This window comes from Streptomyces botrytidirepellens (genome assembly GCF_003721215.1).
Lineage (GTDB): Bacteria > Actinomycetota > Actinomycetes > Streptomycetales > Streptomycetaceae > Streptomyces > Streptomyces himastatinicus.
Genome location: NZ_RIBZ01000154.1, coordinates 48,431 through 60,461, shown reverse-complemented (window position 1 = coordinate 60,461; position 12,031 = coordinate 48,431). Strand labels below are relative to the sequence as shown.

Genomic DNA, 12,031 nt, shown 5'->3' with positions numbered 1-12,031 from the left:
GAAGACTGACGGAGGCACCGACCGATGGGAAGTCATCTCTTCGCCGAACTGGCCCGGCGCACCCTGGACGACGCACGCCATGAAGTCGAGGTCTACGGACGGGAGATCCCCGAGTACCGGTTCGTGGAGGACGACGGCCGACTGAGAACCGAAGCGCTGGAGTACGCGGTCTGGCTCAGACGCCGCACCCTGGAATTAGCCCCCGAGGGCACTCCCCTCACCCAGGAGGATCTCGACAACATCGCGTCGATGGGCGCATCGCGGGCCAGAACGGGGATGTCCGCCGCGTCCCGGCGGCGAGTCCTCGGTCTGCACACCAACCTCATGCTCCGGGAGATCCAGGAGGCGTCCGGCCCGGAGAACACCGATGAACTGATGCGGATCATGGCCTGGTTCACCACGCAGGGCACACGCGGCATCGACGCCTACACCCGCGGCCATGTGGCGGAGCAGAAGCGCCGCCTGCCCTTCGTGGCCCGGGTCCGCGCGCTCACCACGGCCCTCCTCACCGACGACGCCCTGGCCTCGGGCCTCGCCCGCGCCGTCGGCATGAGTCTGGCCGCATCGTACGAGGTGGTGGTCGTCCACGTCCCCGGCCGTCCCGCCCTGGCCGCCGCGGGACGCGAGGGGACCGTCGAAGCCCTCCTGGCCCGCCACCGGGTGCCGATGGCCTGGCCCCGGGCCGAGGAACTGGTGACCCTGGTACCCGCAGACCAGGACCGCGCTCCTGGTACGGCCCAGCCGGTTCGCGACCGGTCCGCGCGGGACCGGGCGCTCGCCTTCGTCCGCGACGCCGGCCAGGCGGTGGCGCGGCCCTGCGCGATCGGCACCAGTACGGGCCGCGTCCACGCGCTGGCCGACGCGTACGCGCGCGCCCGGCGCATCAGCCTGGCGGCTCCGCTCCAGCCGGTGCCCCGTCGCCTGCACACCCTGGCCGATGTCTTCGTCGAACTGGCGGTCGCCGAAGACCGCGAGATCGACACCTGGTTGTCCGGCATAGCCCGGAGCCTCGCCCGGGGACCCGAGCTGCTCGCCACCCTGGAGCGGTATTACGCCCATGACATGCACCGCAGGAACACCGCCGCGGCGCTGAACATCCATCCGCGGACCCTGGACTACCGTCTCCAGCGGGTGCGGCAACTCACCGATGTCGACCCCGGATCCGCCCGTGGCGTCCGCATCCTGAGCGCGGTGGTCGCCAGGGCCTCCTCCGGGGCCTGGATGACATGAGCCCGGTGTGCCGACGGGGCGGCGTATGCCCGAGCTCCCCCCAGCGGCCTACGAGGCCCCCGGTGCCCGTCCTCAGAGCTCGCAGTTGATCTCGACTTCGGCGTCACACCGGTCGATCCCGGGACCGCCGTTGGCGACGTCGTAGCCGGGGCCGCCGATCAGCGTGTCATTGCCGGAGTGGGAGGCGTTGTCGGGGCTGTCGCCGAAGAGGTAATCGTTCCCCGTGCCTCCCGTGATGTTGTCGTTGCCGTTCTGGCCGCTCACGCCGAAGTACGTCCCCACCGACACATTGGTCGGGTCGCTGGGGTTGAAGTTGTCCGAGCCGTCACCGAGGCAGACCACGGCGGAGGTGCTGATCAGGTCGGAGAAGACCCAGTCGTCCCCCGAGAAGGCGTTGACGACGCTGCCCGGCGTGCCCCAGATCGCGTTGGCGTTCTTGTCCCCTTCGATCGTGGCGGTGAGCGGCACTCCCGTCTTGGGGTCGGTGCAGGTGGTCGCCGCCGAAAGCGTCGGCGCCTTCGCCGAGGTCGCAGCCTGAGCCGTCCCACCGGCGCCGAGAGCGGCGCCGGTGAGGGCCGCGGTGCAGGCCAGCAGCGCGGTGCAGCGTCTGATTCCGTGTCGGGTCATTCGATGTTCCTCCTCGGAAGGGGGTGCGAAGTGACGCCGCACAGCCTTCCGCCCGCCCGACCGGCGCGTCTTCGTGAACCAGGGAGAAAACGCCTGTCCGCGAGGGGCGCCGGACTGTGAATCCGCGCAAAGGGCCTCCGGGCTCCAGGCGGCAGGGGATCGACCTGATGCACCTCCGCATTCAAGAGACCGTGTCGTGATCGCCGACAGTGTCAGCGAGTCGCTCGAGATCGCCGTCCGGCTGCCCTGGTGGTGCGAGACCATCACCGCCGGGATGGACGAGGAGGGCCTGCGCGCCGCCATGCGCGCGGCGGACGACCAAGCGCGGGAGGATTTCGCCCCCGAGTTGGACGCGCCAGCGAGCGGCGTTGATCCCCGCTTCCCCGTCACGGGACTGGGCGCGCGCTTCGCGGACGCCGGCGCGTCCGACGAACGGCGCCTGGCCGTCCTGGACCCCGGCCTCGCGCCCGGCACCGCCGACCGGCTCACCCGCGACCCGGACGCAGCCGTCCGCGCGGGGGCGGCCCGCCATCCCCGACTGCCGGTCGGGCGTCTGCTCGCCCTCCTCGACGACCAGGAGCTGGGCGGGCACGCGGCTGCCAATCCAGCACTGCCCGAGACCGTGATGTGCGGACTCCTCGCCTGAGGGCCGGTGGCTTCGCGGGTGCCCGATGCCTAGGCTCGTGGTGTGCAGTGGCATCAAGTACTCGCCTTCGTGGCCGCAGTCACGCCCCTCACGTTGGTCCCCGGCACCAGCTTCACCCTCGTGACACAGCAGGTGATCGCGGGTTCGCGGGCCGACGGTGTCCGCGTCGCACTCGGCTCAGGGTGTGGGCTCTTGGTGCACGCGACATTCGCGGCGATCGGCTTGTCGGCCCTGGTGGTGGCGTCGGCTCAGGCACTGACGGTGGTCAAGCTCCTGGGCGGCATCTGTCTCATCTGGCTGGGCGTGACCACGTGGCGCTCGACGCGTCGAGGAGCCGATCCAGCTGCGCGGAGGCGATGGCGCTTGCCGTGGACTCAACTCGGGGGCTTTGGCCAGGGGCTGTGGTCCAACGTCCTCAACCCGAAGGCAGCGTCGGTCTATCTCACCCTGGTACCGCAGTTCCTCACCTCCAGCGGCTCCATCGCGCCACAGATGGCGACGCTTGCGGTCGCGCATGTGGCCGTCGTGCTGGTGTGGCTGCTGTTCTGGACTTCGGTGGTCGCCGCCGCGCGCACGGCAATCGACACACCTCGATTCCGACGTGGGATGAGCCGTCTGGCAGGAGCCGTACTGGTCGGCCTGGGGATTCGGACCGCAACGGCGAGTTGAGTCGTAACCCCGGTGGTCCAGCCGGTCGGGCATTGGCCACCCCCGGGCGCGAAAGGCCGCGACGATCTCTGGAGCCCGGACGGCGAGGACTGCGGCTGCGTCATGGCAGAGACATGGGGAATCCGCCGCGGCGGACGGTGTGGCGCCGGGGTGGTCACACGCGTCATATCAATGCCTGTCACGAGCCTTGCCGCTCTTCCGTTCGGGGCAGTACGCTCCCCACAGAATTGAAGTTAGTTCAATCTCTGTCTTTCACGCGCGATCCGGCGTGAGGGTCGCCGTGGGACGACGACCCTCACGGCTGACCGACCCGGCCGGCCACGCGCAGCGTCGCGCCAAGGGGAGCCGCACATGTCCACCCAGTCGACGGATCCTTCGCCGTACCGCCAGTCCGAGTCCGCAGCCAGGCGTCTACGACGGCCGCCCTTCGGCCACGTCATCAATAGCGAGACCGTCGCCTCGCCCGACGAGGCGACGATGTCCAGCGTGTGGATGGAGGTGGGGGCACCATGACGCCGACACTGGAAGCCGACTGGGTGGTCGTCGGCGGCGGCAGCGCCGGTAGCGTGATGGCGGCGCGTCTGAGCGAGGATCCGGCCAGCGAGGTCGTGCTGCTGGAGGCCGGGCGCGACTGGCGGTCCGCCGACGCCCCACCGCAGTTGCGCAGTATGAACGGCTGGCGGGCATTGGACGAGACGGCCTGCGCGGAGTTCCAGTGGCCAGGCCTGACGTCGCGGCGCAGCCGCGCCCAGGCGCCGCGGCCGCATGTGCGCGGACGGGGCCTCGGCGGTTCGTCGTCGGTCAACGGCATGATCGCCTTCCGGGCCATGCCGGACGACTACGACCGGTGGGCGGCGTACGGCTGTCCCGGCTGGTCGTACGCGGACATGGTGCCGTACCTGCGACGCATGGAGAGCGACGCGGACTTCGGCGACCGCCCTCACCACGGCGATCACGGACCCATACCGGTGCAGCGGCTCGGCCGCGACGACTGGGGCCCTGCCGACCACGCGCTCGCCGAGGCGGCGCTGGGGCGTGGCCACGCCTGGTGCGACGACCACAACGGGCCGACGGGGACCGGCGTCTCGCCGTACGCCATCAGCTCCCGCGACGGTGCGCGGGTCACGACCAACGACGGATACCTCGAGCCGGCCCGACAGCGCCCCAATCTGCGGGTGTTCGGCGGCGCGACGGTGGACACGGTGCTCATCGAGGGCGGCCGGGCCGTGGGGGTGCGGCTGCGCCGGGGGAACGACTGGACGGAAGTCCGTGCCCAGCACGTCGTCCTGTGCGCCGGAGCGGTGCACTCCCCGGCGATCCTGCTGCGGTCCGGCATCGGGCCGGACGGCCCGGTGGCGGCGCTCCCGGTCGGTGAGGGGATGCAGGAACATCCTCTGGCGCTGTTCTGGCTGTACGCCCGGCCCGGAAAGCAGCCCGACATCAACGCCCGGCATGCCAACTGCTGTCTGCGCTACTCCTCCGGACTGGCGGGAGCGGGTGAGAACGACATGATGATCACCTCGATCAACCAGACGCTCGCCCTGCCGAACCCCGGCGACTCCCATCTCGTCGCCGAAAGCACCGGCGGAACCTGGGGCGGCGCCGGTGGCGGCCACGCCGCGGGCGGCCCTGGCCTGCTCTGCCTGTGGGCGAACCAGCAGTTCTCGCGCGGCGTGCTGCGCCTGGCCTCCGCCGACCCGGACGTGCATCCGGGGATCGACCAGGACCTGCTGAGCGACCCCTCGGACCTCGTCCGGATGCGTGACGGCGTCAAGCACTGCCTGGAGTTGCTGCGCAGCGGGCCGTTCGACACCGCCTTCGAACACATCGCCATCGACATCGCCGGCCGGGGCCTCGACGCGCTGTCCGACGACGCGACGATCGACCGCTGGCTGATGGAGACCATCGGCGACACCGGCCACATCTGCGGAACCTGCCGCATGGGCGCGCCCGACGACCCCCGTGCGGTGGTCGATCCGTCCGGCCGCGTCCTCGGCCTCGACGGGCTCTGGGTCGCCGACGCCTCCGTGTTCCCGGAGGTGCCGCGGGCCAATACGAACCTGCCGACCATCGCCGCCGCGGAACGGCTGTCGGACCTCATCCGCGGACGCCTCGCCGGCCCCCTCGCGGGCGAGAGCGCCGTCACCCCGGCGTAGTCACGATCATGACTGATGCCGGAGGGCCCATGGCCGCATCACCTCTTCCCCTGGCCGCCGCGCCGCTGGTCATCGGTTCGTCGACGCTGCGGAACCGGCTGGTCGCCACGGCCCACGCCAGCGGTTTCGTACGGGACGGGCTGCCGGTTGGCGGCGACGCCGAGTACTGGGGCCGTCTGGCGGCCGGTGGCGCGGCGCTGCTGGTCTGCGGCGGTACGACGGTGGCGCCGGAGTCCGCGCCGCGGCAGGGGAACATCCTTCAGCTCCATCGTCCGGAGGCGGTGCGTCCGCTGCGGGAGCGGGTGGAGGCCATGCACGCCGAAGGCGCGGTCGCCGTCTGCCAGCTTGTGCACCTCGGCCGGGAGACGCTCGGCGCGCAGTCGTACTACGCGCCGGTCGCTCCCGCGGCCGTGCGTTCTCCCCGTGAGCCGACGGCGCCGCGTGCTCTGCTCGGCAGCGAGATCGACGGGGTGGTGGAGGCGTTCCGCGTATCCTCCGCCCACGCTCTGGAGGCGGGGTTCGACGGCATCGAATTGCACGCCGCTCACGCCTATCTGCTGGAGCAGTTCCTCTCGCCGCGCACGAACCCGCGCCGTGACGGGCTCGAGGTACTGGAGCGGGTGATCGCCGCGATGCGCGGACTGTCGGCCGACGCGTTGCTGGGCATCCGTTTCAGCGTCGACGCCTCGGAGGACGTGGCGCTGACGCCGGACGAGCTGGCCGCGCTGCTCCCGGCCGTGGATCCGCTGGTCGACTACGTCAACGTCACCGTCGGGGTGCGGACCACGTACGTCCGTGACATGGCCACCGAAAGCCCACCGGTGCTGGACGATCTGGCGCGTCTGCGGCCGCTCGTCACCCGGCCGCTCGTGGCGTCCCACGCCTTCCGTACCGCGGCCGCGATCGGCGACGCCCTGGCGGCCGGAGCCGACCTGGTGGGGATGGCGCGCGCGCTCATCGCCGACCCGGACCTGCCGCGCAAGGTGCTCACCGGCCGTGCGGCGGAGGTCCGGCCCTGCGTGGCCTGCAACGAGGACTGCCGGACGTTCGACCCGGTGCTGCTGTGCGTGGTCAACCCGGACCTGGCACCGCCCGGCGAACCGCGTCGGCCCGCCGCACCGCTGGTGCGCGCGTGGGATCCGGCACGCGCCACGGGACAGCGCGTCGCCGTCGTGGGGGCGGGACCCGCGGGCCTGGAGTGCGCGCTGAGTCTCGCCCACGCCGGGGTGGCGGATGTCGTCCTCTTCGAGGCAACCGACCGACTGGGCGGACAGCTCACCACGGCGGCTCTGGCGCCCCACCGCACCGGTTGGGGCGCCCTGCTCGGCTTCTACGAACGGGGACTGTCCGCCGCGAGTGTCGACGTACGTCTGGGGCAGACCGTGGAGCCGGGCGCTGAGCTCGAAGGATTCGACGCCGTGGTGCTGGCCACGGGCGCGGAGGAGACATCGCCGCTGCTGGCGGCCGGTGCCATGGCCTCGTCGGTCGTGCTGGCGCGGGGAGTTCCGTCGCTGGCAGGCGCCGCGCAGGTGCTCGTGGCCGACGACGGTTTCGGCTGGTGGCCGGGGTGCGACGTCGTAGAACTGGCCGTGGCCGCGGGAGTTCCCCGCATCACCTTCGTCACGCCGGGAACCGCCTTCGCCGGGGCGATCCCGCCCGAGAGCCGCGTCCAGTTGTTGGAACGTCTCTCGGGCACCTGCGAGCTCGAGATCCTGCCGCTGTGCACGGCGGCCGGCATCAGCCCCGAGGGCGTCACCGTCGCTCACCGCACCTCCGGAGGGACCACCACCGTGCCCGCGGACCGGGTCGTCGTGGTGGGGGAGCGCCGCCCGCGCGGAGCCCTGGACTGCGCCGCCCCCCTGGTGCTGACGGTGGGCGACGCCGTGGTTCCGCGCCGTGTGGCGCACGCGATCGCCGAGGGGCGGGAGGCCGCCGTCAGAATCGCCACCGCTGTACGACACCGCATGCCGCACAGGCACGCTTAACCCATTGCGCCCGGTCAAACCAAACTGATATTAGTTCAATATGGTGATGCGGACTGGACGGGAGATCCGGGTCAGGGCGTACCCGGTCGGCAGCGTCAGCCCGGACGACTTCGAGGTGATCGAGGTCCCCGTACCCCGGCCCGGGCCCGGGCAGGTGCTCGTACGCAACACGTGGACATCGGTGGACCCCGGCCTTCGGCTGCGGCTACGGCCCGACGCGCCCTCCGGCTATTTCGCCGCCTTCGCTCTCGGCCGCGCCATGGACGGCATCATGACCGTGGGGGAGGTGGTGGAGTCCCGGGCCGAGGGCTTCGCCCCGGGTGACGTGGTGTGGCACGCCCAGGGGTGGCGCGAGTACGCCGTCGTGGACGCGGGTGCCGAGCAGCTCGGCGGACTCGGCACCCTGACACGCCTGGACGTCGATGAATGCGAGCCGCAGTGGTATCTCGGCCCGCTGGGCGGTATGGGTTTGACGGCCTACGCCGGTCTGCACGTCGTTGACGCGCTACGAGGCGGGGAAACCGTCTGGGTCTCGGCTGCCGCGGGGGCGGTGGGCAGCTTGGCCGTGCAGATCGCACGGCTCATGGGCAACCGGGTAGTGGCCAGCGCGGGCACCGACGAGAAGGTCGACTGGCTGCGCGACCGCTTGGGCGCCGACGCCTTCAACTACCGGGCAGGGAACATCGGGGCACGGCTGGGCGACATCGCGCCCGCCGGAATCGACGTCTATTTCGACTCCGTCGGAGGGGCCCACCTCGAGGCCGCCCTGTCACACCTGAGGCGGGGCGGGCGCGTAGCGATGTGTGGCTCGATCTCGGAGTACGAGTCCGGCCCGGCCGGGCCGCGGAACCTGTTCCTCGCGGTGTCCAAGGACCTGACCCTCCGCGGGTTCCGCGGGAGCAGCAACCTGCATCTCATGGGGCAGATGCGGCGCCGGATGACCGGGTGGCTTCGGAGCGGCGACCTGGATTATCGCGAGACGGTTTTCGCGGGCTTGGAGTCGGCTCCGCACGCGCTGACGGAAATGATCGCCGGCCGAACGACCGGAAAGACGCTCGTCAGCCTCGGCTGACCCGATGAATGAGGTGTGCTGTGCCGGCGGTGGATGAACGCATCAGGGACAAGGTCGTGTGCGTGACCGGCGCCACCGGGGGACTGGGCACGGCCGCGGCCGCCAGACTCGCGGAGGAGGGCGCCCACCTGGTGCTCACCGACCTCGACGAGCAGGCGTGCGGCGCCCTCGCCGCCGAGCTGGACGGCACGCCCGGACGGCATGTGACCGCGCGGCTCGACGTGGCCGAGGAGTCCCAGTGGATCGACCTGGCGAGCTTCATCCGGAACGAGTACGGCCGACTGGACGGGCTGGTCAACAACGCTGCCATCGGCAGCATCGCCACGGTCGAGGACGAGACGATCGAGCGCTGGGAGGCGGTCATGTCGATCGGCTCCACCGGGGTCTGGCTCGGTATGAAGCACCTCGGCCCGCTCATCGCCTCCTCGGGAGGCGGATCGATCGTCAACGTGTCCTCGATCCTCGGCACGGTGGGCGGCATGGGGAACAGCGCGGCCTACCATGCGGCCAAGGGGGCCGTGCGCACGCTCACCAAGAACGCGGCGCTGCATTGGGCCGACTCCGGAGTTCGCGTGAACTCCCTGCACCCCGGATTCATCGGGACCCGGCAATTGCTCGAGAGGTACGAGGGAACGGCCCGCCACGAAGCCATGCTGGACGGCACCCCGATCGGAAGGCTGGGCCGTGGGGAGGAGATCGCAGCCGTCGTCGCATTCCTGGTCAGCGATGATTCCACCTTTATGACCGGCTCGGAGGTCTACGCGGACGGCGGATACACCGCGCGGTGAGGAGGACGGGTGGCGGACGGCCCGTTTGGGACCTGGTGTTGTCGCCTTGGTGAGGGCATGAGCATCCGGACGGACCAACTCGCCCCATGGTGGTCTGCTGCCCGCCAGATTCGCCACCACGGTGTCCTCCCATAGCACCTCGCTCGTCGGCTGCCCGACGCTGTGCCGTCCACCGGAGAGCGAGAGGGCGAACCGCTCGTCGGTGAGCACGAGCCGCGCCACTGCCAGGCGGTGGCGGGCAGGCGGTCGGCGACGGCGCCCGCGCGGACGGCGGTGTAGCGCCGATGCCGCGTGGTGAACTGGATGTTCTCGGGCTGGGCGTTTTCGATGCGTCCCGCGGTGCCGGTGTGCTGCCTTTGCACGCCTGCCGAGGTACGGCCCTTCTTCACGAAGCCCGTCTCGTCGACGACGAGAACGGTGCCGTCGCTCCCAGCGGGCGTAACGCAGCAGGCGCTGCATCTGTCCTGGCCGGACATGGCCCGCCTTTTCGGCCAGAGCATCTGTCGAATGCGCAGGTCAGGATGAGCCCGACTCTGTCGCCCGGGGCCGGTGTGCGGTTGCGGGCCAGCGGTGTGAGGCCGGCCATGAGGACGACGGCCGCGAGCGGGATCAGGTCGAGGCTGATCGCGATCAGGATGAAGGACACGAACACCAGCGCCGGGCTCCACACGGGCAGCTGCCTGGGCCGTACGGCCACCAACATGATCAGTAAGGTGAGCATACCGAGCTGGAAGGCCATCGGGCCTGCGACCTCGAGGGGGCCGGGCAGAGGGGCGGAGTCGGCGAAGGCGGAGAACAGATCGCCGAGGATCACCCAGACGAAGCAGGCTGCGCCGAACACTCCGGCAACCATGGCGGCACTGGCAGCGGTTCTCGTCCCGACGGTGACCGCGGGAACGAGGCTGCGCAGCAACACGACGAAGGCGCCGAACAGGAGGAAGGCGGCGAGGAAGAACGTGTGGCCGAGGTTCCAGGCCACCCCCGGGCCGTGGCCGCCGTCCATGCCGTCGATCAGGCGAAGCGCGCCGTACGACAGCAGCAGGAGGGGGATGAGGACACTGAACAGTCGGGTTGTGGGTGCCGTCGATGTCATGCTCATACGGTCGCTGTCCGGTCCGAGTAGGGGCTATCGGGACGACCCCCCAGCGCACCCGGACAGCCGCCCTAAGGGCTGGGCGGCTCAACCACCGGGATTTCCCGGAGGTGCGGGCGCGCGGGTTCTGCCGGTCCGCACGGGGCTGGGCAAGCGACCACTTCCTCGTCCGGGCGACAGCCCGACGCAGCCATCCGTCAGCGCCCTGGCCGGTCCATCGCCGGCGACCCGATGACGTGTCCTCGGCGCAATCCGGCGGTGGCACCGAAGAGTTCGAGGTTGCTCGCTTCCCTGCCTCCTGGGCGACAAGGGAGATCATGATCGTGTTACGAGCTCATAGGAAATGATTGGAGCGAGGCGGCGCCTCGCTGCTACTTTCGCGGTGGACCGTGAAGTTCGTCGTATGGAGGTGAGCCCCGTGAACACAGTTACCTATGGGTGCTCCCTCAACCCGTCACGGTCCGGCGGCTGACGTTCGGTGTCGCCAGGAGCGCCTGAGATCGAGGCACTCCTGGAAGGGGAGACTCCGATGAACACGAAGCCTTTCACATCTGGCCTGAGCGAGAACGCGGTGATAATCACGCGCGTCGCGGACAGGCAATGGCATGCACTGGATGACGACCTGGTGGTCGGCCGCGGGCATGCGGAGCACCGGCCCGACGGACGCTTGTTCGTCAGCATCGACGCCTGGCACGACGCCACCTTCGACCGGCTCGCCGAGGCGATGCTGGCGGAACTGCCGGCGCCCCTGTACACGGTGGTCGACGAAGCCGACGTCGAGCTGACGGCCTGCTGGCGGCGGGCCGGTTTCACGATCCGGCGCCGCGAGTGGGAGTACGTCGTGCCGACCGACCCGCGGGTTACAGGGCTCGAAGCAGTCCTGCCGCCTTCAGGCGTGGCGATCGTGCCCGCCGGTCAGGCGGACGAGAGCCTGCTGCGGGCAGTGGACCGCACGATCCGTGACGAAGTCGAGGCGACCGTCGGGTGGCAGTCGATGCCCGCGGAGGTAATTCCCCGCCCCGAAGGCGACACCATCGTCGACCCGTCGAAGTACGCGGTGGCCGCGGCGCCGGACCGCTACCTGGGTCTGATCCGGGTGGTGACGGTGAACCGACCCCGCATCGGGCTGGTCGGGGTCCGGGTCGGCGAGCAGCGCCGCGGCATCGCACGGGCGCTGATCGCCCACGCGCTGGGGACGCTGCACCGCTCCGGGTTCGCCGCGGCCTGGACCGAAGTCCACGAGTCCAACCAAGCAGCCTCGGCGCTGTTCGAGGGCATCGGCGCCCGGCCGATGAGCAGCAACCTGGAGCTGGTGCGATGACGAGGAACAAGAATGTCATCGAAGTCGAGGGCAAGGTCGTCGAGTGCCTGCGCAGCGCCATGTTCACCGTGGAGCTCGAGAACGGCCACCGGGTGCTCGCGCACATCAGCGGGAAGATCCGCAAGAACTACATCAAGATCATGCTGGAAGACCGGGTGCTGGTGGAGCTCCCGCCGTACGACCTGACGCGCGGCCGGATCGTGTTCCGGTACCGGAACTAGCGGCGGTCGGCACCTTTCTGTGACAGCTGATCCTGGGGCCCCGGTCACGGCGTTTCCGTGACCGGGGCCCCGATGATGGCTCGCCGGCCCGCGGCGGCCACCGCTCCGGCCCCCGGTCCGGCACCGGCCACGGGCCAGGAGCCTTCTCGGGTCAGGGCGGCGGCAGCGGCGCGATCAGCGCCCACAGGTCATCGTCCACCAGCCGCGGCCGGGGAGTCACAGC

Annotated in this window: 11 protein-coding genes and 1 pseudogene; 10 read left to right on the top strand and 2 right to left on the bottom strand. The window is 70.7% G+C overall.

The annotated features are described in order from the left end of the window. The first annotated feature begins 24 nt into the window (after nucleotides 1-24). Nucleotides 25-1,230 carry a PucR family transcriptional regulator gene (locus tag EEJ42_RS11735; RefSeq protein ID WP_123099880.1) on the top strand — a complete coding sequence of 402 codons (1,206 nt, stop codon included), beginning with the start codon at nucleotides 25-27 and terminating at the stop codon, nucleotides 1,228-1,230. Between the two features lie 72 nt (nucleotides 1,231-1,302). Here the strand turns inward: EEJ42_RS11735 and EEJ42_RS53805 are convergent, their stop codons facing one another. Continuing rightward, nucleotides 1,303-1,857, bottom strand: a complete 555-nt coding sequence (locus EEJ42_RS53805) for a calcium-binding protein (RefSeq protein ID WP_123099879.1) — start codon at nucleotides 1,855-1,857, stop codon at nucleotides 1,303-1,305. 196 nt (nucleotides 1,858-2,053) lie between these two features. Here EEJ42_RS53805 and EEJ42_RS52725 point away from each other — a divergent pair, with 196 nt between their 5' ends. The 7 genes from EEJ42_RS52725 to EEJ42_RS11695 all read left to right on the top strand — a co-directional run bounded on the left by EEJ42_RS52725 (nucleotide 2,054) and on the right by EEJ42_RS11695 (nucleotide 9,173). Continuing rightward, the gene (locus EEJ42_RS52725; RefSeq protein ID WP_246096376.1) at nucleotides 2,054-2,503 is read left to right on the top strand and encodes a hypothetical protein; all 450 of its coding nucleotides are present in this window, start codon (nucleotides 2,054-2,056) and stop codon (nucleotides 2,501-2,503) included. 42 nt (nucleotides 2,504-2,545) lie between these two features. Next, the gene (locus EEJ42_RS11720; protein ID WP_123099878.1) at nucleotides 2,546-3,172 is read left to right on the top strand and encodes a LysE family translocator; all 627 of its coding nucleotides are present in this window, start codon (nucleotides 2,546-2,548) and stop codon (nucleotides 3,170-3,172) included. Nucleotides 3,173-3,523: 351 nt separating this feature from the next. Continuing rightward, a complete protein-coding gene (locus tag EEJ42_RS50800; protein ID WP_184503038.1) occupies nucleotides 3,524-3,685 on the top strand; it encodes a hypothetical protein in 162 nt (53 codons plus the stop codon). Continuing rightward, entirely contained in the window at nucleotides 3,682-5,328 is a 1,647-nt protein-coding gene (locus EEJ42_RS11710; protein WP_123099877.1) for a GMC family oxidoreductase, read from the top strand. The genes EEJ42_RS50800 and EEJ42_RS11710 overlap by 4 nt, the downstream gene beginning before the upstream one ends. 29 nt (nucleotides 5,329-5,357) lie before the next feature. Then, nucleotides 5,358-7,313 carry an oxidoreductase gene (locus tag EEJ42_RS11705; protein ID WP_123099876.1) on the top strand — a complete coding sequence of 652 codons (1,956 nt, stop codon included), beginning with the start codon at nucleotides 5,358-5,360 and terminating at the stop codon, nucleotides 7,311-7,313. A gap of 46 nt (nucleotides 7,314-7,359) precedes the next feature. Beyond that, entirely contained in the window at nucleotides 7,360-8,385 is a 1,026-nt protein-coding gene (locus EEJ42_RS11700; RefSeq protein ID WP_342778278.1) for an NADP-dependent oxidoreductase, read from the top strand. Between the two features lie 29 nt (nucleotides 8,386-8,414). After that, entirely contained in the window at nucleotides 8,415-9,173 is a 759-nt protein-coding gene (locus tag EEJ42_RS11695) for an SDR family NAD(P)-dependent oxidoreductase (RefSeq protein ID WP_221179357.1), read from the top strand. A gap of 314 nt (nucleotides 9,174-9,487) precedes the next feature. Here the strand turns inward: EEJ42_RS11695 and EEJ42_RS54615 are convergent. After that, nucleotides 9,488-9,668, bottom strand: a pseudogene (locus EEJ42_RS54615) (transposase); the annotation flags it as partial. A 1,127-nt stretch (nucleotides 9,669-10,795) separates the two neighbouring features. Between EEJ42_RS54615 and EEJ42_RS11680 the strand changes: the two are divergent. Then, nucleotides 10,796-11,587 carry a GNAT family N-acetyltransferase gene (locus EEJ42_RS11680; RefSeq protein ID WP_123099873.1) on the top strand — a complete coding sequence of 264 codons (792 nt, stop codon included), beginning with the start codon at nucleotides 10,796-10,798 and terminating at the stop codon, nucleotides 11,585-11,587. After that, nucleotides 11,584-11,808, top strand: coding sequence for a translation initiation factor IF-1 (infA, locus tag EEJ42_RS11675; protein ID WP_123099872.1), 225 nt, complete (start codon nucleotides 11,584-11,586; stop codon nucleotides 11,806-11,808). The genes EEJ42_RS11680 and infA overlap by 4 nt, the downstream gene beginning before the upstream one ends. The last annotated feature ends 223 nt before the right edge of the window (nucleotides 11,809-12,031 follow it).